General features: G+C 36.9%; 17 protein-coding genes and 1 tRNA gene. 13 read left to right on the forward strand and 5 right to left on the reverse strand.

Going from position 1 to position 21,833, the window contains the following annotated elements; all coding sequences use genetic code 11:
• Positions 1 to 49: 49 nt before the first annotated feature.
• Complete coding sequence (gene thiD / locus ACFIM8_RS00970) at positions 50 to 904, forward strand: bifunctional hydroxymethylpyrimidine kinase/phosphomethylpyrimidine kinase (protein WP_375614353.1); 855 nt, start codon at positions 50 to 52, stop codon at positions 902 to 904.
• 1,742 nt (positions 905 to 2,646) lie between these two features.
• On the opposite strand, the gene ACFIM8_RS00975 is transcribed toward thiD, so the two are convergent.
• From ACFIM8_RS00975 to ACFIM8_RS00985, 3 genes are all read right to left on the reverse strand, one after another.
• Positions 2,647 to 3,123, reverse strand: coding sequence for a GNAT family N-acetyltransferase (locus ACFIM8_RS00975; protein WP_375614354.1), 477 nt, complete (start codon positions 3,121 to 3,123; stop codon positions 2,647 to 2,649).
• Between the two features lie 23 nt (positions 3,124 to 3,146).
• A complete protein-coding gene (locus ACFIM8_RS00980) occupies positions 3,147 to 3,455 on the reverse strand; it encodes a hypothetical protein (protein ID WP_375606056.1) in 309 nt (102 codons plus the stop codon).
• 276 nt (positions 3,456 to 3,731) lie between these two features.
• Positions 3,732 to 3,806, reverse strand: a tRNA-Gly gene (locus ACFIM8_RS00985).
• A 186-nt stretch (positions 3,807 to 3,992) separates the two neighbouring features.
• On the opposite strand from ACFIM8_RS00985, the gene ACFIM8_RS00990 reads away from it, so the two are divergent.
• The 7 genes from ACFIM8_RS00990 (at position 3,993) to ACFIM8_RS01020 (ending at position 12,397) form a co-directional block, all read left to right on the forward strand.
• Positions 3,993 to 4,970, forward strand: coding sequence for an ABC transporter substrate-binding protein (locus ACFIM8_RS00990; protein ID WP_375614355.1), 978 nt, complete (start codon positions 3,993 to 3,995; stop codon positions 4,968 to 4,970).
• Between the two features lie 63 nt (positions 4,971 to 5,033).
• On the forward strand, positions 5,034 to 5,930 hold the full coding sequence (locus ACFIM8_RS00995; protein WP_375614356.1) for an ABC transporter permease: 897 nt from the start codon (positions 5,034 to 5,036) through the stop codon (positions 5,928 to 5,930).
• On the forward strand, positions 5,923 to 6,717 hold the full coding sequence (locus ACFIM8_RS01000) for an ABC transporter ATP-binding protein (RefSeq protein ID WP_375614357.1): 795 nt from the start codon (positions 5,923 to 5,925) through the stop codon (positions 6,715 to 6,717). Before ACFIM8_RS00995 ends, ACFIM8_RS01000 begins: the two co-directional genes overlap by 8 nt.
• A gap of 4 nt (positions 6,718 to 6,721) precedes the next feature.
• The gene (gene holA / locus ACFIM8_RS01005) at positions 6,722 to 7,762 is read left to right on the forward strand and encodes a DNA polymerase III subunit delta (RefSeq protein ID WP_375614358.1); all 1,041 of its coding nucleotides are present in this window, start codon (positions 6,722 to 6,724) and stop codon (positions 7,760 to 7,762) included.
• 1,932 nt (positions 7,763 to 9,694) lie between these two features.
• Positions 9,695 to 10,624 (forward strand): prephenate/arogenate dehydrogenase family protein, encoded by a 930-nt coding sequence (locus ACFIM8_RS01010; protein WP_375606051.1) that lies wholly within the window; start codon positions 9,695 to 9,697, stop codon positions 10,622 to 10,624.
• 409 nt (positions 10,625 to 11,033) lie between these two features.
• Entirely contained in the window at positions 11,034 to 11,885 is an 852-nt protein-coding gene (locus tag ACFIM8_RS01015; protein WP_375606050.1) for a YihY/virulence factor BrkB family protein, read from the forward strand.
• Positions 11,882 to 12,397, forward strand: a complete 516-nt coding sequence (locus ACFIM8_RS01020) for a YaiI/YqxD family protein (protein ID WP_375606049.1) — start codon at positions 11,882 to 11,884, stop codon at positions 12,395 to 12,397. The genes ACFIM8_RS01015 and ACFIM8_RS01020 overlap by 4 nt, the downstream gene beginning before the upstream one ends.
• Before the next feature lie 2 nt (positions 12,398 to 12,399).
• Here the strand turns inward: ACFIM8_RS01020 and ACFIM8_RS01025 are convergent, their stop codons facing one another.
• On the reverse strand, positions 12,400 to 13,095 hold the full coding sequence (locus ACFIM8_RS01025) for a TlpA disulfide reductase family protein (RefSeq protein ID WP_375614359.1): 696 nt from the start codon (positions 13,093 to 13,095) through the stop codon (positions 12,400 to 12,402).
• A gap of 32 nt (positions 13,096 to 13,127) precedes the next feature.
• On the opposite strand from ACFIM8_RS01025, the gene argH reads away from it, so the two are divergent.
• From argH to ACFIM8_RS01050, 5 genes are all read left to right on the forward strand, one after another.
• Positions 13,128 to 14,528: an argininosuccinate lyase gene (gene argH / locus ACFIM8_RS01030; RefSeq protein ID WP_375606047.1), complete on the forward strand. Its 1,401-nt coding sequence runs from the start codon at positions 13,128 to 13,130 to the stop codon at positions 14,526 to 14,528.
• Between the two features lie 51 nt (positions 14,529 to 14,579).
• Positions 14,580 to 14,759, forward strand: coding sequence for an LPS translocon maturation chaperone LptM (locus ACFIM8_RS01035; RefSeq protein ID WP_375606046.1), 180 nt, complete (start codon positions 14,580 to 14,582; stop codon positions 14,757 to 14,759).
• Positions 14,760 to 14,768: 9 nt separating this feature from the next.
• On the forward strand, positions 14,769 to 16,049 hold the full coding sequence (gene lysA, locus ACFIM8_RS01040; protein ID WP_375614360.1) for a diaminopimelate decarboxylase: 1,281 nt from the start codon (positions 14,769 to 14,771) through the stop codon (positions 16,047 to 16,049).
• A 126-nt stretch (positions 16,050 to 16,175) separates the two neighbouring features.
• Positions 16,176 to 18,605, forward strand: coding sequence for a TIGR02302 family protein (locus ACFIM8_RS01045; protein WP_375614361.1), 2,430 nt, complete (start codon positions 16,176 to 16,178; stop codon positions 18,603 to 18,605).
• A gap of 223 nt (positions 18,606 to 18,828) precedes the next feature.
• Positions 18,829 to 19,599: a class I SAM-dependent methyltransferase gene (locus ACFIM8_RS01050; RefSeq protein WP_375606043.1), complete on the forward strand. Its 771-nt coding sequence runs from the start codon at positions 18,829 to 18,831 to the stop codon at positions 19,597 to 19,599.
• Positions 19,600 to 20,499: 900 nt separating this feature from the next.
• On the opposite strand, the gene ACFIM8_RS01055 is transcribed toward ACFIM8_RS01050, so the two are convergent.
• On the reverse strand, positions 20,500 to 21,180 hold the full coding sequence (locus tag ACFIM8_RS01055; RefSeq protein WP_375606042.1) for a response regulator transcription factor: 681 nt from the start codon (positions 21,178 to 21,180) through the stop codon (positions 20,500 to 20,502).
• Positions 21,181 to 21,833: the final 653 nt, after the last annotated feature.

Here is a 21,833-nt window from a genome sequence, read left to right on the forward strand (position 1 = left end):
TTTTCGGTAACTCATTTTCCGATATTTAAAAACAGAAGGGAAGAGGTTAATGGAATTACAAAAAGATAAACTTTTTATTCCACGGATTTTATCTATTGCGGGAACAGATCCTTCTGGTGGCGCTGGAATGCAGGCGGATTTGAAGGTTTTTTCAGCTATGAAAACTTATGGTATGAGTGTGGTTACAGCTGTTGTTGCACAAAATACTCAGGGTGTGCGTTCTTTTCAGGCATTAGATGCTTCTTTTGTTGCAGATCAAATTGATTCTGTTTTTGAGGATATCCATGTTGATGCCGTTAAAATTGGTATGGTTGCAAATGCTCAGATTGCACAGGTTATTGCAGAACGTCTTGCTTATCATAAAGCGCGTTTCATTGTTTTTGATCCGGTTATGGTTGCAAAAAGTGGTGATGTTCTTTTAAAGTCTGATGCAATTGAAATTATGCGTGATGTTCTTGTGCCGATGTCAACTTTGATCACGCCAAATTTGCCTGAAGCTGCACTGTTATTGGGAGGTGAAGTGCAATGGTCTTTAGAGACTATGTATCAATATGCTCCACGACTCTTGGCGCTAGGGTGTCATGCAGTTTTGTTAAAAGGGGGACATTTGAATACGATTACCAAAAATAGTACAGAAAATTACGATTGTTCTAGTCCAGATCTTTATTGTGACTGTGAAAACCTTTTTATACTTGAAGCCTCTCGTCTTTCAACTACTCATGATCATGGGACAGGGTGTACCATTTCTGCTGCCATTGCAGCTCTGTTACCTACTCAACCTTTGGATTGCGCTGTTAAACAAGCAAAAGATTATTTGCATGGCGCTTTAACTGCCTCAGATGCTTTAAAAGTAGGGAAAGGGCGAGGGCCGCTTCATCATTTTTATGCATTATGGAAAGATTAATACAACGGTTGATTGTGAAAAATCTTCATTCTATGAATTTGTGTCGTCATTATATGATGTTTTGGGCTTATGATTGATAAGTGCTAGCGCATTGTAGCTTAACAGTTATTTTGTATTAAGAAGGATAAGAAAAAATGTTATAATTTGCTTCTTTTATATATTTTTTACGATTAATCTATCCTATTTCAGAGGCAATTTTGAGTATAAAAAAGAGAGCAAGGAATTGTAAAATCAGGATTTGATAGCAAAAAGTGTAGAGGGAAAGACCTTTTACAAGGCGATATTAAAGCTGGCGGATCCACTATATTTGCTGTTTATTATATTGGTGGCAAAACAGGATGAGTCAAAATCGTCATCAAAATTATTATATATCTAACATTTACATAGTTTTTGTCGGCACGGATAGGGTTTTCTAAATAGAAATTGATACTTCCTGATGGAATTATCAATGATCTTTCAGGTGATATGGTAAATTTTTTTCGGATATTACAACGTCATTATCCTTTGGTTTAATCTTTTCAAAATTGAATTTTTATTCTGTTGTTTAGCAGATGTTACCATTAAACATTTAAAATGGTCTAATTTTGTTGTGCACTATGACGATTTCAATACTTTATGTTACCTTATCTTGATTTGAAGTTATGCTTCTCATGTAAAATAGGATGCATTTATATTGTTAATTCACATGTCTATTTTAAAGAGATTTCTCTCAAAGTGTGTCACATCCATTTTATAATAACGTTCGTGAATGGTCTAAAGCCTCTATGAAGTGTATAAAGCTATTATGCTTCCCATTTTTACATTTTCAAGGTGAAAGGGGTACCTCCTATACTATTTGGGCTCCCAATTTTGCGATAGTCTTTGGTATTTCAGAGCGTTCAGAAGAAGAGTTTTTATTCCTTTCTTCAAGTGAATTTTATTGATGCCTCAATTTTTCCTGTTATGTGTGAGCAGATGATTGTGAGTGATTTTAATGTATAGAGATTTGAAATGAGATAATCCTATGATATTTGAGACGCTTGCTCAATATGAATAATGATAAATTATCTTTATAAACCAAGTTATTAATTTATTTTTGTATTGAAGATTATTCTGGATAAGAATTTGTTCAAGAAAGAGGATTATCAAATGATGTCTACGCTGTTTGCACAAGTACAAGGGAAAATTTCTTTTATCTTTCAAATGATGTGCCAGAAATCCCAAAAATTTAATTTACTCTAAATAATAGGTGAAAACAGTTTATTTCGTTTGAAAATAATTACAATTAGCGTGAGAGATTTTTCATCATCAACTGTAATATAGAAAAAGAAACAATACATATAAAGGACCTTTAAAAGTTTTTTTAAGCTCCTTTGGTTATTGTATAAAGCAAAAATTTTTTCTATTAATTAACTAACAGACTAACCATCTAACAAACTATGATGCAACTGTCGTTTTAAATGTTTTCTTTCGAGTTCTTCATAATTATCAGTAACATACAGTAGATTATCGATCATATAAAAAATTACATTTGTTCAACTTAGATTTGTGATAGATATCTTTTTAAGACAAATTAAAAAAATAAGAAAATTTGAGTGCGTCATTTGAAACAATTATGTTTGTAATAACTGATTTTAGCTTTTCACTATCAGTATTAAAGGGGATTGGTCAAGCTTCCTTGGTTATATCGATTGCTTGATCATATTTGAGTTTTGTTGAAAATAATAAATTTTTTAATTGATGAGCAAAAAAAGAGTTCATAGCTAAACCACTACGTGTTTATTGGAATAAATTTTAAATTTACCAAAGTTTGTAAAACCAAATTTTTTATAAATGCTAATTCCCTCGTGAGAGGCTTGCATACCAATTACATGACATCTCCTTCTTTTTAAATGCTCAATAGCAATTTTTGTCATGAATGTCCCAACACCTCTTTTCTGAAAATCCGGCTTGGTGACAATATCATACACTCCACCAATCCCATCTGCTTTAATACAAAAACATATTGCTACAGGATTATTATTTATATAACCAACGAACATCTCTACATCAGAGTCTTTTTTATAATAATGGCCTATTGCTTCATAAAATATAACCGCTTCTTCATCAAAAGGCTCGAATACTGATGCCATAACATTTCCGTAATCTCTAAAATCTTGAAGGGATTCAACTTCTTTGATTTTGAAGTTATCCGGCATAGAAGTAACATGTGAGTCTATATCTTGCGCTAAAGCTGCCATTCCTACCTCTGTTTCAACATGCTCTAAGCCAATAGATAAGAGAACTTCATCAACTTTATAATGAGACGAATGAGGTCAACCCACCAAGCTAAAGGTAGTTTCTGCGCATTAAAGGAATCGATAATAGACTTTGCCTGCTCTACAGGTATAGTTTTTTGTAAATTTTTAGCAGAGATAATATTGAATGTATCTGAAGCAAATGTTGAATTAATAGAAGACACGCCATTTGGAAAATCAACAATCTTTATTTTAGGGCACAATTTTGGTAAAAAACATACTTTTGAACAAAAATTATTCTCTAATGATAAGTCAATTTTTGATTTGTTTAACATTTGTTTTTCTTATCATTGCTCATCATTTTTAATTAATCTTTTATATGGTGGCTGTAAAAAATCCGTCTAAGTTCAAAATTATTATCTTAAATCTAAGCCCCCCAATCCAATAGATGTTTCATAAGAAATTACGAATCTTAGAAAAACTTTGAAAAAAATAAATTGATACAAAACCGAATGGAAAAATATACAAAACCTGCTGGCAAGCTACATACAGCTACAACAACCGATGACAAGCTATAACTCCACACAAGAACGAATAAATACAAAATTCAATGGAGCGGGCGATGGGATTCGAACCCACGACCCCAACCTTGGCAAGGTTGTGCTCTACCCCTGAGCTACACCCGCTTACCGATTCGATATATGTCTTGTCTGTATGGCGTAGGCTTCTACGAATTGCAACAAAAAAATATCATTTTAGTTTGATTTATTTTGTCCATGTTTAAATAAAATGAAATAAAGATTGATTTTAGAAAATTCTTCAGTAATAAATTATTCCTTTTTTAATTTTTGCATGGAGAGGGGTGGAGTATAATGTTGAAGAGAATAAATATATTAGGGATTATCATTGCAACTGTTTTTATGATGAACAGTGTTGCAAAGGCCGATGACCAAGTTAAATACGTTAAAGTTGCAATAACGCAAATTATGGTCCATCCTGCTGCGGATGCTGTTCGTAAAGGTGTGGAAGATGTGCTTGCAGCAAATGGTTATAAGCAAGGTGAAAATTTTCACCTTACCTTTTTATCAGCGCAGGGTAATATTTCAACAGCAACGCAAATTGCACGTAAATTTGTTGGTGATAAACCCGATGTTATTGTCGCAATTACCACGCCTTCAGCACAAACGATGCTTGCGGCAACAAAAACAATTCCTATCGTCTTTGCAGCAATTTCTGATCCTATCGGAGCTAAAATCGTTTCTTCGCTTACCAAACCTGGCGGTAATATGACAGGGAGTTCGGATCGTATAGATGTTGCAGAAAGTGTTAGACTTTTACAAGAAGTAAAACCAGATTTAAAAAAAATTGGTTACCTTTATAATGCTTCTGAGGCAAATTCTGTTTCGACACTTAAGGTATTAAAGGATGTAGCAAAAAAAGCAGGAATTGAAATCATTCCTTCATCGGCACCAAAACCTTCAGATGTTCAGGCAGCAACACGCGCTTTAATCGGTAAGGTCGATATTATTTTTGTTCCTGCTGATAATACGATTTTATCTGTTTTAGAAGGTGCAATAAAGGTCTCAGAGGAAGCCAATATGCCTGTATTTACTGTTGATGCTAATACTATCGGGCGCGGGCCTTTTATGACGCAAGGTGTGAATTTCTATGATGTAGGGGTTGATGCTGGGAAATTGGTTGTACGTATTCTAAAGGGTGAAAAGCCTGGTGATATTGATGTTGTGCAGGCGGCTAATAATGACATTCGAATTGATTTGAAAGCAGCTAAAAAAGCAGGGATTGTTATTCCGCAGGCAGTTATTGATCGTGCAACAAAAGTGATTCAATAACTTTTATTGATAGAGTGTTGATACAATAAAAATACGTTAAGTTTTCATGGGGATTGTCTTTACATGAATATATTTGCGTTTTCTGGCGCTGTGGAATTAGGCCTTATTTATGCGTTTGTTGCTATAGGGGTTTATCTTTCATTTCGGGTTTTAGATTTTCCTGATTTAACGGTTGATGGTTCGTTTCTTCTTGGTTCCTGTGTCTGTGGCGTCTTGATTCTTTTAGGTTTTAACGCATGGGCAGCTATGGCATGCGCTTTTTGTGCAGGTATGGCGGCTGGTTTATTAACAGCTATGTTAAATTTGCGTTTTGGCATTTTAAATCTTTTGGCTTCCATTTTAACAATGTCGGCACTTTATACGGTTAATCTTCGTATTATGGGAATTATGGGAGGGTCTAATGTTAATTTAGCCCTTGCTGATACGGCGTTAACGCCCTTTTATAATCTGTTTGGTTTGTCCGATATTTTTGTGCGTCCTCTTTTCGTTGGTATTGTGTTGCTAGTTATGGCGTTTTTGATTTGGCGCTTTTTGGAAAGTGAAATTGGTCTTGCTATGCGTGCAATGGGCGCTAATCCACGCATGGCGACGGCGCAAGGTGTTCATACATCAGCATTGATTTATTTTGGTATGGGGCTTTCTAATGCGTGTGTTGCTCTTGGTGGTTCTCTTTATATTCAAACTGCCATCGCAACTGATATTACCGGTGGAATTGGAACTATTGTTTTTGGGTTGGCTGCCGTGATTATCGGTGAGACTCTCTTTCGCACGCGCAATATTTTGTGGATTATAATCAGCTGTATTGTGGGGTCTGTGCTTTATCGTGTAGCGGTGCAATTTGCATTTGAAGCAAATGGCATTGGTATTGATACATCGACAGATCTTCAGTTGATTACTTCGCTGTTGGTTGTTTTAACTCTTATTGTGCCACGTTATTGGAGGAGGCGTAAACGTGATTGAGTTGTTTCATGTTGGGGTCACATTTAAACCGCAAACGCCTTTGGAAAAACAGGCTTTAATTGATATTAACCTCAAAATTGAGCAGGGTAGTTTTGTTACGGTTATTGGTTCAAATGGTGCTGGTAAATCCACTTTGCTTAGTGTTTTGGCAGGTGCAACGCTTCCCTCAACGGGGAAAGTGGTTATCAATGGACAAAATGTTTCTAGGCAATCAGTCAGTGAACGTGCGGGAAAGATTGCTTGTGTTTTTCAAGATTCCTTAGAGGGAAGTTGTGGTTCTTTAACAATTGAAGAAAATTTGGCTCTTGCTGCTCTTCGAGGAAGTCGTCGTGGTTTGCGTTCAGCTTTAAACCATGAAAAACGGCAACTTTTTCGAGAAAAAATTGCTCAATTAGGCATTGGTCTTGAAGCATATATTCATAATCCTATGGATAGTTTATCAGGTGGGCAACGCCAAGCAGTTTGTCTTGTGATGGCAACATTAGCACATGCGGATGTTTTATTGCTTGATGAACATACCTCAGCACTTGATCCTGGAATGGCTGATTTTGTGATGCGATTGACTGAAAAAATCGTTGAAGAGAAAAAATTAACGACTATCATGGTGACTCATTCTATGCGTCAGGCTCTTGATTATGGCAATCGCACATTGATGTTGCATGGTGGAAAAGTGATTTTGGATGTGAGTTATGAAGAGCGTAAGGGCTTGGATGTCAATGATTTAATTGGTATGTTTCAGAAAGTTCGCGGGGAAGTTCTTGATGATGATGAACTGTTAATAGGTTAATAATGTGGCTCAGAAAAAAGCACATGAAGTTGATCAATTTCTAACGCGTTTTTCACGTGCTTTTCCTATTGTTCTCATTTATGGGACGGATCGTGGACTGATTTGTGAGCGTGCACAACATTTTGCTAAGCTTACACGGGTGGCAATAGAAGATCCATTTTCAACAGTTCGTTTGGATGCTGGTGAAATTGATAAAGATCCTGCACGTTTGGAAAATGAAGCGCGTACGTTATCGCTTTTTGGGGGAGATCGTTTGATATGGATCTCTAATGCGGCTAACCAAAAAGGTTTTCTTGCTGCTTTAAAGCTTTTAATTGAGAAGCCACCAGAAGCTTGTTTTATTCTCATTGAGGCAGGAGATTTAAAAAAAGGAACAGGGTTGCGCAATGTTGTTGAAACAGCGTCAAAAGCAATGGCTTTGCCTTGTTTTGCTGATGATATGCGTTCTCTTGACAGTTTAATTGATGAGGTTTTAGGACAGTTTAAGAAGACTCTTTCTTTGGATGCACGTAGATGGTTGCATGAAAGTTTAGGGGCGGATCGTCTTGTGTCTCGCGGTGAATTAGAGAAGCTTTGTCTTTACGCTGAAAATGTTCATATTACTCTTGAAGATGTGAAAGCTGTTGTAAGTGATGTAAGTGTTCTTTCTCAAGATGAAGTCATTGATGCTCTTTTATTGGGCGATATATCAGGCTTTGAAGCGCATTTTAACCGACATGCAGCATTGCATGGGACGCTTTTTTTTATTTTAAGTACAGCACAGAGGCATTTTCAGCAATTACAGCTCTTGCGTTATCAGGTAGAGATTGAAGGAAAATCGCCTTTTACGGTGGTTTCTCAAGCACGTCCTCCTATTTTTTTTCAACGGAAAAAGATCGTTGAACAAGCTTTAAAATATTGGAAGTTAGAGCAAATTTCTTATGCGATGGAAAGAATTCAGAGTGCTGTTTTAGACAGCCGTAAAAATCCGCTTTTGGGTGAAGCTATCATTCGTCAAGTTTTGTTAGGGCTTACAATTATTGCACGACGCCAGATGGCTGCTTAGTGTTTTAAAAATATTATGATTTTTTATTTTAAATACAATACAGAAGCATTTTCAGCAATTACAGCTTTTGCGTTATCAGGTAGAGGTTAAAGGAACGCTATTTTTGAGGAGGCGTTTTAAGAGCTTGAAAGTTTGATAAAAACTTTCCTTCAAAAGACAATCTTGATACAGTTTTATTATCTTATTGTGCCGCAAAACACTGTTCTTTAGGTTAGTAATATAAGGCTCAGGTGAAATTTTACGCATTCGGTGTTTTTTGTGTGGGGATGTGGTGAATATTAGGTTGGTTCATAGAGTCTTAATGGAGTAACACCCACATGTAAAACAGAGTGTCTCAAACAAAAGAAGACACTTGTATGGTAGATTCATACGCTTTCTTAGAAATATTTTTCAATGCGCGTCATATCTATTTCGCGTCGGTGTTTATGAATGGTGTAGAAGTAAAGTTCCTTGTGAAGAATATAAAACCCATAGAGCAACTTTATCTTTACGCTTAATAAAAGTGCAAGTCGACACTCATTATATACTTTGCTAGCCTCTAATGTTGCTACAGTTTTTAGCATTAGAGAGCGTTTTTCATCATTTTGCTCACATGTCTTCTTGTGACGTGTAGACAAGAGATTTTAATTGATAAGAGGGTTTGTGATGGAAGAATTTTACAGTATTCGAAGTTATGATTTAAACTGAAAACAATAATTATATTTATAAATCAATGTATTATAGATTAATTGAATCACATAAAATAGTGAGCTAGAGGAATCTTTTAGACAAGAAAATGAATTGTTTGCAGATTGGTATGAATTAAGAATTTTCTTGGGATGAGGAGAAAGTCAAAATAGATTATGATGAAAACGACAGCACCTATGGGGAAACTTTTATGTTTGATACAGAGATGATAATCTTAGCAATGAATGTGTCTCATAAACAGAACTAGCCATTGTTTATTATTAATAATTTATTATTTTTCATATTGAATCAATCAGAACAATGTCTTTTGCACGTCATAAGTGGGGGGCGTGTGGATAAAAACTGTACAAAAAAGCACTAAAAATGCCTCTTATGAATGCTCTCAAATTCCAAGGTTTTTTGCAACATTGGGGGTAGGAAAATATAATGATAGTGTTTTATTAAGTGTGAAGAGGGTCGTGCTTAATAGATTATAGTTATAACATTTATGAACACTGTCGTGAGATAGGCTAGGGAGCGAGATGCCTTTTAAAACAAACCCATGAATTTGTAATCCAAATTTATTCTGTTGAGGGCGTTCTATTTTACGTGAGGGGTGTGATTCCATTAAAGGGATATTCGGTGTTTTTGTTATCAAACTTTTTCTTTATTGAGAGGGCGTGTTTTTCTCATATTTATTTGATTTATGGTATCCGGAATCGGGAGAGGAAAATGTTTTTAATGGTATCTGTTGGTATGCGTTGTTTTACGGTGTTTTCAATATTCGCGAAACTTATGTTGATGTTGTAGGTGGAGGCGTAATACGTTTTTATATAGGTCTAATGTACAAATTAATGAACGTATCGGGATAATTGGAGAAGAGTTAGTGTCTGCTTACGCTTTTGATGTGTTTTTTTGTGAGTAAATTAGTAAGATAAAGTAAACTGATGGGATTTTATGTAGAGTCGTTGTTATCCTAATTGAGAGTGCATTTTATTTTGTTTCGGTGATGCGCTTTGATCAGTAATTAAGAGGGAGCTTTAGAGCGTGATGTTAGATTTCTCGTCATTTATTTTTTATGTGTTTTCTAGGTAAAGTGATCTGTTGTCAGCTTGTGCAGATGATAATTGGTAAATTGCGTTATTCTTTATTTCCTAGTTGTCATTTTTTAATATTTTACGCATAACTCGTGAACAAACAAACAAGAAAATTGTGATTTTACGATTGTCTTTATTGACATTTGCAAAGAATCTTTGAAGGTGAAAGATGCTCCATATTCAGTTTGAAAAAATAGCACTCATTGGGATCGGTCTGATTGGGTCTTCTTTAGCAAGAGTGATTAAAAAGAAAAATCTTGCAGCTCAGATTTCTATTGCAACACGTCGTACAGAAACCCTGAAAAGAGCGCGTGAATTGGAGCTTGGGGACTTTTATACGACAGATAATGCAAAAGCTGTTGAAGGAGCAGATTTGGTTATTCTTTCTGTTCCTGTTGGGGCTAGTGCAGAAGTGGCAAAAACCATTCGTGATCATTTAAAACTTGGGGCGATTGTCAGTGATGTTGGTTCTACAAAAGAATTGGTTATTACAGAAATGGCACCTTTATTGCCCAAAACGGTTCATTTTATTCCAGGGCATCCTATTGCTGGAACGGAATATTCAGGTCCAGACGCTGGTTTTGCTGATTTGTTTATCAATCGCTGGTGTATTTTAACGCCTTTTGCAGATAGCGATGTTGCTGCTGTCGCACAATTAACAGCGTTTTGGGAAGCTTGTGGTGCGCGTGTCAAAAAGATGGAGCCTAAGCATCATGATCTTGTTTTGGCTATTGTTTCGCATTTACCACATTTAATTGCGTATAATACTGTTGGGACAGCGAGTGATTTAGAAAAAGTAACAAATTCAGAAGTGATTGCTTATTCTGCTTCTGGTTTTCGTGATTTTACGCGTTTGGCCTCTTCTGATCCCGTTATGTGGCGGGATATTTGTTTGCATAATAAAGATGCTATTTTAGAAATGTTGGGTCGTTTTAGTGAAGGGCTTGCTTTTTTAGAACAGGCAATTCGTTTAGGGGATGGTGAAACACTGTTTAATTTTTTTACGCGTACGCGTGCTGTACGTCGCAATATTATTGATGCCGGACAGGAAATTGATGCTCCTGATTTTGGACGTCAGAGTGTTTCTAAAAAAGGGTGAATAAAAGCAAGGGGGGTTGTTGAATTTCGTTGGTTTTTTCTAGAAATCGATAAGAAGTTTTTTCTTTATTCAGTCATAGATTGCAATAAAAAAGAGTGGCGATTGCTTCGATACAGATAACCATGACTTCAAAAGGTTTTATGTGTGCACGATCATCTTGCTTAGTTCTCTATAGGGCATGTGATGTACAGAAGAGGTTACTGATCTGTAGAAGTAACAAAAAAATGAAGTCGTTGTAGAACTTCATAGAGTGGGTTATTGTTTTTGTTTTGGTATAAAGTCGGGCTTGACCGTATTGATTATTGACCTTTATATTGCAACATTGCAAAATGTTTATTTGCAGAGTTTTGATGATTTTTATAAAACTTGAAATAGACTGAGGAAGAGTTTTACCAGAAAGTATTGAGTTTTGTTAAAAAATATCTTTTGGTATAGCTATCGTATTTTTGGTGACGCAGTAAGTCATTATTGGCGTGATAATGGGAGTGCTTTTGCAAGCCATGTTGCGCTATCGGGGCTTTTAGCATTTTTCCCTTTTTTTATTTTTGGAACATCTTTTGCTCGTTTTCTAGGTGCTTTTACCTATACACCGCAAAAAATTAAAGCACTGGTGCAGTTATTGCCTGATGTTATTGCAGAGCCTTTATCTCAGGAAATTGTCAATGTTTTAACCATTCATCGAGGAGGTGTGTTGACGCTTTCTGTCATTGGAGCGGCTTATTTTGCTTCTAATGGGATAGAGGCTTTGCGTACGGCTTTAAATAAAGCTTACCGTGTTACTGATCGACGGAGTTTGTTGTTTTGTCGTTTTCAAAGTCTGTTTTTTGTAATCCTTGGAGCTTTTGGTCTTGTTGTGATTAGCTTTTTATTGATTCTGGCGCCTTTGCTGACCAAAATTATGCAAAATCATTCTTTTTTTATGACTGAATACATTGGTGTTATTCGTTTATGGCGTTATACAGTTGCAGTCGTTATTTTGTTTATCAGTCTTTTGATTGTTCATAAATGGCTTCCAGCAGGACAGCGGAAATTTATAGATATTTTACCAGGAATCGTGGTGACAATGTTTGTATGGTTTATGGCTTCTCTTGCTTTTGCACAATATTTGACGATGTTTGATTATATTTCAACCTATGCGGGGTTAGCATCTATTATGGTTGCCATTATTTTTCTTTACATCTTAAGCGCAATTTTTATTTTGGGAGGTGAAATAAACGCCGCAATAATGTTTTATCGTAACTATTGGCGCTCTCTTCGATGAATGAAAAAAACAGTAGATCGTACGAAAATCAAAAGATAGATAGAGGAATAAAACTTGCCATTACTTTGTTGGTTGATGCGGATGCTTGTCCCGTAAAAGATGAAGTTTATCGTGTGATGAATCGTTATCAGCTTAAGACATTTGTTGTGGCAAATCGTTCTTTGTTCCTTCCAGATGAAGCGCTCATTGAGAGAGTAGTCGTTGCTGGTGAATTCAATGGTGCTGATGATTGGATCGTAGAACATGTGCATGAGGCGAGTATCGTTATTACCAGTGATATTCCTTTAGCAGCAAGGGTTGTGCAAGCTGGGGGTTTTTGTCTTTCGCCAACGGGGCGTATTTTTGATGTAAATTCAATTGGTCAGGCTTTGGCGATGCGCAATTTGATGGAAGATTTGCGTGGACAGGGCAGTATAATAGGTGGTCCCCGTCCTTTTTCTCGTAAAGACCGTTCTGCTTTTTTGTCAGCACTGGATCTTGTTATACAACGTTTAAAAAGACGCGGTTATTAAAGTTATAGGGCCTCTTTAATCACTGCTTTTATAAGTGTTTTGGCATCGTCATTGGCCCATGGAGCTGCACCATTGAAGGAAGCAATGAGATATCCCTCTTTATCAATGAGCAATGTAATGGGGAGTCCTAAAGCAAGCCCCTGTTTTCTAACATTATTGAAAATATCCATTGTTTTATCGCGATAGTAAAGCAAATTATCTGAATGAATATCTCGTAAAAATTGCTGAATTTTTTCAGGAGAAGCAGTTTTATCGATATTAATCGCTATGACATCAAAGTTTTCTCCACCTAATTCACGTTTTAATTGCGCAAGTTCGGGCATTTCTGTGCGGCAAGGTGCACACCAAATAGCCCATAGATTGACCAGCATTGGTTTTCCGGTAAATTCGCTGAGTGTACGCTCTTTTCCTAGAATATCCTTGAAAGAGAGTTTATTCATATCCGAGGGTGTATCAGCAAATCGTATGTGGCTAAAAAAGCCTTTTGCTGCTTTTCGTATCGCCATCATTTTTTCTGCTCGTGCTTTATCAGTGTTTATTTCTTGTGCTTGTGCTGCTGAAATGAAATTGAAAAGAAAAAACTCTCTTTTAGTATCGTAGTTTATGGTTGCGTATAAACTCAATGCAATGATAAAGAATGCAAGGGAGAGTTGCCTTTTTTTATTGTTTTTTTCGCTGATGAAAATTTGAAAAATCATAATTTTGTCCTTTGGATGGGTGTTTTCAGAATATGACAGATGAGAAGTTAAAGAACCAAATATGGGGTGGTCGGTTTACGGCAGGTCCTGCTGCAATTATGGAAGAAATTAATGCCTCTATTGATTTTGATCAAAAACTTTATCGACAAGATATTGAAGGTTCTCTTTCTCATGCGGCTATGTTAGCGCAAACGAAAATCATTTCACAATCAGATTATGAAAAAATTGTTCATGGTTTGAAACTTATTCGCCAAGAAATTGAAGACGGTAAATTTGTTTTTTCACGAAAGCTTGAAGATATTCATATGAATATTGAAGCGCGGTTGAGTGAATTGATAGGTTCTGTAGCAGGGCGTTTGCATACGGCGCGTTCACGCAATGATCAAGTTGCTGTTGATTTTCGCTTGTGGGTACGTGAAGCAACGCAAAAGATAGCACAAGCTTTAAAAGGATTGATAGAGCAATTACTTATTCGCGCAGAACAACATGTTGATACCTTTATGCCGGGCTTTACGCATTTACAATTAGCCCAACCTGTAACATTGGGCCATTATATGATGGCTTATGTTGAAATGTTCGGTCGAGATTTATCGCGAATGCGTGATGCTCTTGAGCGAATGAATGAATCGCCTTTAGGGGCTGCTGCTTTGGCAGGAACAAGTTTTCCGATTGATCGCTTTATGACAGCACAAGCACTAGGCTTTCGGGAACCTACACGCAATTCAATTGATAGTGTTTCTGATCGTGATTTTGCGTTGGAGTTTTTAAGCGCTGGTGCTCTTTGTGCGGTGCATCTTTCGCGTTTGGCGGAAGAAATAATTCTTTGGTCAAGTGAACAGTTTTGTTTTATTCATTTGTCAGATGCCTTTTCAACGGGTTCGTCTATTATGCCACAAAAGAGAAATCCGGATGCGGCAGAGTTAGTACGAGCGAAAGCAGGTCGATTGAATGGTGCGCTTATGGGATTGTTAACGGTGATGAAAGGATTACCGCTTGCTTATTCAAAGGATATGCAAGAAGATAAAGAATATGTATTTGATGGGGCTTTGAGTTTGAAATTATCACTCGCAGCAATGACAGGGATGATTGCTGATTTGAAAGTGAATAAAAAAGCCATGAAACAAGCAGCGGATTTAGGGTATGCAACAGCTACGGATTTTGCTGATTGGCTTGTCCGTGAATTAGGGATTCCTTTTCGTGAAGCACATTACATAACAGGGCGTGCTGTGGCATTGGCAGAAAGAAAACAGTGTCGCCTTCATGATTTATCATTAGATGAACTTCAAGCAATTTGTCCTGATATCAATGCGACACTTTTTGATGTTTTGACCGTTGAAAAATCTGTTGAAAGTCGTAAAAGCTTTGGGGGAACAGCACCTTCAGAGGTTCTTCGGCAAATTGCATATTGGAAAAAGCGTCTCGTGAGCGCTTGAATAATTGTATTTTAAAAGTAAAAAAGAAAGCAAGATGAGGAAAGAGGACTAATGAAAGTTATAATAAAGGGGTTGATGGTTGTCCTTTTTGGGGGCTTTGGTGTCGTTGGGTGTGGGCGTAAAGGATCATTGGAGATGCCTCCTACAAGTGTGGAAAAACCTACGCAGGGAACATCTGTTGCTAAAAGTGAAGATGATAAACCTTTTATTCTTGATCGTTTGATAAAGTAGGAGGCAAGTGTGGATTTTTTCTCCTATCATCAAGGTATACTTTATGCTGAGGGTTGTTCACTTGCTATGCTTGCACAGGAGGTGGGAACTCCTTTTTACTGTTATTCGGCCAATGCATTGGTTACACATTTTAAGGACTATCAAAGAGCATTTCAAGGGATGCCCAGTCTGATTGCTTATGCGGTTAAAGCGAATTCTAATCAAGCAGTTTTGCGGCTTTTAGCTAACAATGGAGCGGGAGCTGATGTGGTCTCAGAAGGTGAATTACGGCGTGCTCTTGCTGTTGGTATTCCGGCGCATTGTATTGTTTATTCTGGGGTTGGTAAAACCGTGAGAGAGATAGATTTTGCTCTTTCTCAGAATATTTATTGTTTTAATGTTGAATCAGAGCCGGAACTTGAACAGTTATCGCAACGCGCTGTTGCACTTTCAAAAATAGCACGTGTTTCATTGCGTATTAATCCAGATGTTGATGCAAAGACCCATAAGAAAATTACAACAGGAAAATCTGAAAATAAATTTGGTATTCCCTTGTTGTTGGCAAGAGAGGCTTATAAAAGAGCGTCCTCTTTGCCTGGATTGCAGGTTTGCGGTATTGATATGCATATTGGCAGTCAAATTTGTGATTTAAAGCCGTTTGAGGAGGCGTTTATTATTATCGTAGATTTGGTGCGTCAATTGTGGAGTGATGGTTATGCAATAACGCATATAGATATTGGTGGCGGGCTTGGTATTGCCTATGGTTGTGAACAATATACCGTACCCTCCCCTTTTGATTATGCCGCGCTGGTAAAGAAGCATATTGCTCCTTTAGGGATTAATATTGTGGTGGAGCCGGGGCGGAGCATTGTGGGTCAAGCTGGTGTGTTGGTAACCTCTGTTCTCTATTTAAAAAAGGGGCAAGGGCGGAATTTTGTTATTGTGGATGCGGCGATGAATGATCTGATGCGTCCAACGCTTTATGATGCTTGGCAGAATGTCGTCCTTGTGAAACAAGCAGCAAAAGACGCCTCCCTTATTCGTGCAGATATTGTGGGTTCTGTTTGTGAGACTGGTGATTATTTAGCATTAGATCGTTGCTTGCCAATTTTGGCACCCAGTGATCTTTTGGCAATTACGCAAGCTGGGGCTTATGGTGCCGTGATGGCGAGTACTTATAATAGCAGACTTCTGGTCCCTGAAGTTCTCGTTCAAGATATGCGTTATGCAGTTATTCGTCCACGTCTTGATTATGCGCAATTAATGGGATGTGATCATATTCCTGATTGGATTGAGCCCAAATTAGATTGAGCATTATTAAATATTTTTGGTCTTATTTTTACTAAACTTTGATGAAACAATTTATTTTCTAGAAATTGTTCTGTATGGGGTTTATGATCTTAATGCACCACGGTAAAAGGGGATAAATGCTTGTTTATGAAAAATAAAAACATCAAAGGCTTTGCAATGAAGCTTTTGTGTGTGCGCATTTTGATGTGGGGGATCCTTTCATTGGAACGGATCTGGGGTCGGTTATTACCATTTTTCCTTGTTCTTAGTCTGTTTTGTTCGTTTAGCTGGTTGGGACTTTTTGGCGTTTTGGGCTATTGGTTCCATTGGCTTTTACTTGGGGCTATGCTTGTTTGTGCTGGGGTAAGTTTATTTTTTCTTATTGGTTTTCGGTTTCCCACAATGCGGGAAGTGAATCACCGTCTTGAACGTGTCAATGGCCTTAAACACCAGCCTTTGAATATTCAGACAGATCGTTTATGTTCTGAAAATGATGAAGATTTTAGTGTTGTTATTTGGCGTGAACATCAACGCCGAATGGCAAAGCAATTATACCATTTAAAAACTGGATTTATCTCTCTTAATAGTGCGGATTATGATCCTTTAGCTTTGAGGGCTTTGTGTGCTCTTCTTTTTGTGTGCGCTTTTAGTTTTTCTTTTGGTTCACAAGGGGGGCGTTTGGCTGATGCCTTTGATTTTCGTCCTGTCGTTGATGAAAAACTCATGCGGATTGATGCTTGGGTAACACCACCTGCTTATACCGGTGTGGCACCGATTTATTTGACAAAAGATGAGAAAACACAACTAGAAATCCCTGAAGGGAGTAATGTTGTTGTGCGTGTTGTCAATGGGGCTGGCATTACAGTAAAAGCAAAGTCTGTAGAAGATGGGAGGGAAATTTCGTTTTCAGAGAAAACGGAGCAAACAGCTTTGAATGATCCAATTGTTCATTTTGAAACACATTTAAAGCATTCAATAAATTTATTTGTATCATCACGTCGTAAAAAACAGCAATGGCATTTGCAGATAATTAAGGACACGCTTCCAACAATTCATTGGTTGGAAAAACCAGGGAGGATTTTAACGGGATCATTGGAGTTACGATATGTGGTGGATGATGATTATGGTGTGACAAAGGCTTTTGTTGAAATAGAGCCTTTTCTTCCTCAGAATAAAAGTGCTTCTTCTCTTTATAATGCTCCGGAAATAGAACTTCTTCTTCCGCGTGGTGGAAAGGGGAAAATGCGAATGGTGCAGGATATATCAGCGCATCCATGGGCGGGTTCGCAAGTCAAAATTACTTTGGTGGCAGAAGATGGTGCGGGGCAGAAAGGACGTAGCAAAACTTTTGTTATGATATTACCACAGCGTGTTTTTTCGAATCCTGTTGCACGCGCAGTGGTTGAACTGCGTCGTTTATTAGCTCTTAATCCTTTAGCGCGAGAGCGGGTACTTGATATGCTTTCTGCTTTGCTTGTGCGTCCAGAAAAGGGGTTGCAAAATGCATCGCATTTTATTGTTCTACAAAGTGCGTGGACAAGACTTTCTTTAGCACAAACAGACGAGGATTTGCGCAATGTGGTGGATTATTTATGGCAAATTGCTTTGGGTATTGAAGGCAATCAACTTGAATCCGTGCAAAAAAAGTTAAAACAAGCACAAGCTGCTTTACGTGATGCATTGCGTTACGGTGCTTCAGCGGCAGAAATTGAACGGCTTATGGCAGATTTACGTCAAGCTATGGATGCGTATATTCGTGCTTTGGCTGAAAAAGCACCGGATAGTCAAGTTTCTAAAAATTCTAAAAGCTCAAAAAGTCCTAATCTTTCTGAAGCTACATTACAAGAAAAGCTAAATTTAATTGAGGAAATGGCTAAAACAGGCTCTTCTTTAGCAGCTGAACAACTCTTGGCGGAAGTTGAACAGACGCTTGATCATTTGCATGTGCAAAAAGGTAATCAAAATGAGGGAGAAAAAAGCCAATCTACACAAATGAAAGAAAAGATGGACCAGCTTGGAGATTTAATGCGTCGTCAGCAAGAAATTCTCAATGAAACACATCAGTTAGAGATGGAACAAAAACGCGGAGAAAATGTACCGGAAACACAAAAAAAATCTTTAAAAAAACGTCAAGCTGAATTGCAATCTGAATTATCAACATTAGAAAAAGAATTATCAGAACAAGGATTTGAAACAGGGGGCGCCTTGAAAAGGGCAGAAGAAAAAATGAATTCTGCGGAAAATGCTCTTGATAATGGAAATCATCAGGTATCTATACAAAATCAGTCTGATGCTTTGGAATCTTTGAGGCAAGGTGCACAAAATGTTTTGAAAAAAATGCGCGAAACACTTAAAGAAACGGGAGATGATCAAAATGCTGATTCTGGTCCTAAAGATCCGTTAGGACGTCCACTTTTTTCAAAAACAGATGAAGAACAAGAAGGCGAGGCACTCCCACAAGAAAGTGATCAAATGCGTACGCGGCAGATTTTGGATGAAATTCGCAAACGTCTTGGTAAAGAGCATCTTTCAGAAGAAGAAAAAAACTATCTTGAAAGATTGCTTCATTTTAATTAATCAGTGTTGGCTTTTTTCTTAATTGATGTCAAAAACAGTGTATGAAGAACCTCTATGGAGTTCAGCTTCAAAGAAAATAATTAAAGCACTTGTAACGCGATAATCATTCTATTGTACTGCTTTTTTAATCATTTAAGTTTAAAATATGCAATATTGAAGTGTTCGCTATTGCGGAGAAAGAGCAGAAGTCCATATAAGTTGGATATATGAAAATCTGTAATGTTTGAAATTTGTTTCTACATGGTATGTTGAGTTGGATATCGTTACGCTGAAAGATTTTTATGCTTCTGCACTTGGGCTGCGTGTGCAAAAGACGCTGTGTGACCAATTAAATTTATGGTGGCCTGATCTTACGGATAAACGGATTATGGGGTTGGGTTATGCGATTCCTTATCTTTCTGTATTGCGTGAACGTGCCCAACAATGTTTTGCTTTTATGCCTGCTGCTCAGGGTGTTTCGCCTTGGCCTTGTGCTGAGAAAGTTGCTACAGCGCTTGTTTTTGAAGAAGATTTGCCGCTTCCTGATGCGTCAGTTGATTGTATTTTATTGGTCCATGCATTAGAATATACAGAAAATTCATTTGAAACGTTGAATGAAATATGGCGTGTTTTAGCACCCAATGGTCATTTGATCGTTATTGTTCCTAATCGCTCTGGCTTTTGGGCGCGCAATACGACTACGCCCTTTGGTTATGGCGAACCTTATAGTCAACAACAGCTTATTCGTTTGTTCGAAAAAACAAATTTTATTTCTGGACCAATACAAGAAATTGTACACTATATGCCTTCTACGGGGTATTTTTCGCGGTTGTTCTCATTTTTTTACGAGCCATTTGCTCGCTATCTTTTGCCTTATTTTGGTGGACTCTTAATGTGTCAGGCACAAAAACGTGTTTATCAGGGTCTGCTCGTACAGCGTCGTCAGTCGCGACGTATTTTTATTCCTGCTTTATCACCACAGACAAGAAATATTTTAAATTATAAAGATAATTAATCATTTTGTCATTGTCATAAGAACCGCAAGTATAAAAGGATTCTCTTATTTCAATTTTTTGCATTTACAATTAAAAAATATTCTTTTGTACATTAATATGTGGAATTGGTATGTGAATAAAAATCTCAAGTATCTATATATCGAACCATATTTCATGAATAGCGGAAACATTTTAAAAGAAAAAATGCTGGTATCTTCGTAAGCATAAAAATAGCAGAGTCCAAAGGATCTTGCATAATATGGTTTATGGTGGTTAAAAACTGTACAAGGAAGGATTAAAATGCTTCTTATGAACCATCTCAAGTATCAAGGGCTCCTCTGCAACATCGAGATCTAACATAAGTGTGTGATGGTGCTGGCTTGTTCTTTTATAAGCGTAAAGATGGTGGTGCTCAGTGGCTTTATCATTAGGATAAACATTTAGCGTTATATCATGAATTATATAATCTCTTAAGAGGAGATAAAGTCATAAAGAATGGAGGAAAACTATAAAGATAAAAAACATCTCTCAAGTTAGGTTAGTGAATGTGAGATAAAGCAATGTGTGGAGCGGTTTTTCTGAAAAAAATAATTATAAATAGCACTCATCTAAAGATGATAGTTATGATCAAGAATGTTGCTAAAAGATATCACGATTATTTATATGCGAAACATATTAAAAACTTTAGAAAGAACAAAAGCATGTGAAACAGAAGTTACAAAGTATATCGTGAGAGTTGAAAGCATTTTTGTTTCTGGTTCTCATGTTGGAATATTTCGTTTTTTATTCGTAATGTTATATATTTTGTCATAAGAGTAAGTTCTAAGTAATAGCATTCGAATTATATGCGAAGTTTTTTTCATCTCGTTTCTGTTTTCATTTAGGATATTAAAATTATTTTTGAAACAGTAAATCTCGAATTAAAGATTTAAACGGTAACCATTTTGATCTGTTATGAGAATTTGTGCATTGGAGGGATCGTTTTCGATTTTTTGTCGCAAACGATAGATATGGGTTTCTAAAGTATGGGTGATAATATTTTCATTATATCCCCAAACTTGTTCTAACAATGTTTCACGGCTGACAATTTTATCATTGGCATAATAGAGACATTTAAGGATCGCTGCTTCTTTTTCTGTGAGACAGATTTTATTGTTGCATTGATCAAGAAGAAGTTTTTGTCTTAGTTTAAAAGTATAGGGACCAATATGAAAGGTTGCGTCTTCATTTTGTTCATATTGGCGCAACTGTGCTCGAATTCTCGCCAATAACACTGCAAAGCGAAAGGGTTTTGTTACATAATCATTGGCGCCTGTTTCAAGATCTAAAATATTATCACAGTCTGTATCATAATTTGTTATCATGATAATGGGAGCACGAAATCCTTGGGTGCGTAATTGTTTAACGGCTTTGTAGCCATCAAGATCAGGAAGTTGAAATCCCAAAATAGTGAGATCAATATTTTCTTTTTGGATTATTCTCATTCCCGCTTCTGCTGTTTTTGCTTGGGAAATTTTAAATTCTTGATGCATTTGCAATTGTTCTACTAAAATGGGGCGTAGATCATCGCCTTCAACGATTAAAAGAGTGTATTGGTTCATGTTTTTCCTTATAGGCATGTTGATGCACTGATTGATATAGTTTCATGAAAAATGAGATTTCATGCAAGAAAAATTAAAAGAGGAAAATTAAAAAAAAGTCTTTGAAAAAATAAACTTTTATAATTTCTATGGTTGTTTGCCGAAAAGAAGGTGTTTCCGTCTGCAGAGTATTTTACGTATTGGTTGGAAGCATTTTTTATGCTTTAGAATGTGTTTTAGCCATTGAGTGTCATCATTTTTACGCTTATGGAGAAACAAGCTAGCACTATCATTCACTTTGCCAGCTCGTGGGTGTTGCGGACAGTTCTTGGCACTTGAGACGATTCATAAGAGGAATTTTTAGTGCTTTCTTTCACGTTTTTTATCTATATGGGACTTTCTCCGCTTAGAATATGCAAGCAAATAGCTTTTGATTGATTCAATATAAACAGGTTGGGAATGAGAGAATCCAGCGGCATGAGAGGCTCTCATCCAACATGCGAACAATGAACACTCAATATGATGCGTTTTTTAAGCGTGAAGAGAACTGTGCAACACCTAGCAGATATGCACCGTTTAGGAGAATTTCACGGTCATTTTTATTGTTTTTTTATCCACGTTCAGTTTTGTTTTTTCGTAGAGTTTGTGTGCGAAGAGGTCTGTGTGATGCTCGT

This window comes from Bartonella sp. AC535YNZD (genome assembly GCF_042196625.1).
Lineage (GTDB): Bacteria > Pseudomonadota > Alphaproteobacteria > Rhizobiales > Rhizobiaceae > Bartonella.

Bases quoted from the DNA above. Each gene is read 5' to 3' on its own strand.
- ACFIM8_RS00975 (WP_375614354.1), bottom strand. From the start codon at position 3,123: ATGGCAGCTTTAGCGCAAGATATAGACTCACATGTTACTTCTATGCCG.
- ACFIM8_RS01020 (WP_375606049.1), top strand. From the start codon at position 11,882: ATGAATGAAAAAAACAGTAGATCGTACGAAAATCAAAAGATAGATAGA.
- argH (WP_375606047.1), top strand. From the start codon at position 13,128: ATGACAGATGAGAAGTTAAAGAACCAAATATGGGGTGGTCGGTTTACG.
- ACFIM8_RS01045 (WP_375614361.1), top strand. From the start codon at position 16,176: ATGAAAAATAAAAACATCAAAGGCTTTGCAATGAAGCTTTTGTGTGTG.
- ACFIM8_RS00995 (WP_375614356.1), top strand. From the start codon at position 5,034: ATGAATATATTTGCGTTTTCTGGCGCTGTGGAATTAGGCCTTATTTAT.
- ACFIM8_RS01035 (WP_375606046.1), top strand. From the start codon at position 14,580: ATGAAAGTTATAATAAAGGGGTTGATGGTTGTCCTTTTTGGGGGCTTT.
- ACFIM8_RS01025 (WP_375614359.1), bottom strand. From the start codon at position 13,095: ATGATTTTTCAAATTTTCATCAGCGAAAAAAACAATAAAAAAAGGCAA.
- ACFIM8_RS00990 (WP_375614355.1), top strand. From the start codon at position 3,993: ATGTTGAAGAGAATAAATATATTAGGGATTATCATTGCAACTGTTTTT.
- ACFIM8_RS01010 (WP_375606051.1), top strand. From the start codon at position 9,695: ATGCTCCATATTCAGTTTGAAAAAATAGCACTCATTGGGATCGGTCTG.
- thiD (WP_375614353.1), top strand. From the start codon at position 50: ATGGAATTACAAAAAGATAAACTTTTTATTCCACGGATTTTATCTATT.
- ACFIM8_RS01055 (WP_375606042.1), bottom strand. From the start codon at position 21,180: ATGAACCAATACACTCTTTTAATCGTTGAAGGCGATGATCTACGCCCC.
- ACFIM8_RS00980 (WP_375606056.1), bottom strand. From the start codon at position 3,455: ATGTTAAACAAATCAAAAATTGACTTATCATTAGAGAATAATTTTTGT.